This is a genomic window from Pseudoalteromonas sp. UCD-33C (assembly GCF_001306895.1).
GTDB lineage: Bacteria > Pseudomonadota > Gammaproteobacteria > Enterobacterales > Alteromonadaceae > Pseudoalteromonas.
On sequence record NZ_LJTB01000047.1, the window covers coordinates 1 to 511 of the forward strand.

The 511-nt window shown below is 35.8% G+C and carries 1 protein-coding gene; it reads left to right on the forward strand.

The window, feature by feature from the left end; genetic code table 11:
- The coding region (locus AOG26_RS20395; protein ID WP_235575526.1) for a hypothetical protein at positions 1 to 419 on the forward strand (419 nt) is incomplete at its 5' end.
- Between the last annotated feature and the right edge of the window lie 92 nt (positions 420 to 511).

Consider the following 511-nt stretch of genomic DNA (forward strand, 5'->3'; position numbering starts at 1 on the left):
GTTATGTGTATAGGATGGTTATGGATAAACCTAAAAGTATAAAGCTCACAACTATATTTATTTTTCTTGGTTGGCTGGTCAGTTTGGCTTCTATTCTCATTATTTCTTTCAATACTAAAGAGTTAATGCCGAATGTAATAGCAAAATACACCTCATTCGGCGTAACAACTTTATTAGTTATTTGGCTAGCTTACAAAATCAACTGTGGGCGCAACTGGGCAAGGATTATCTATTCCGCTCTTATTTTAATAAGCCTTGTTAATGTAGCAATTAACTTCCAACAGTTTTTTTTAATGCCTATAGAGTTTACCGTTGTAAGTGCTCTAACAAACTTGTGTCAGATTATAGTTATTCTGTTTTTGTTCACGCCAAGTTCAAATGTTTGGTTCAAAAACAAGAAAGGCGCACAATACACATAACAAGTTACTCAAAAGGACGCAAAACGCTTGGCTTGCGCTCCTTCGTAGCTAATTTTAGCCAAGCATTTATGCGCCCATTAGTAAGGCGTTAG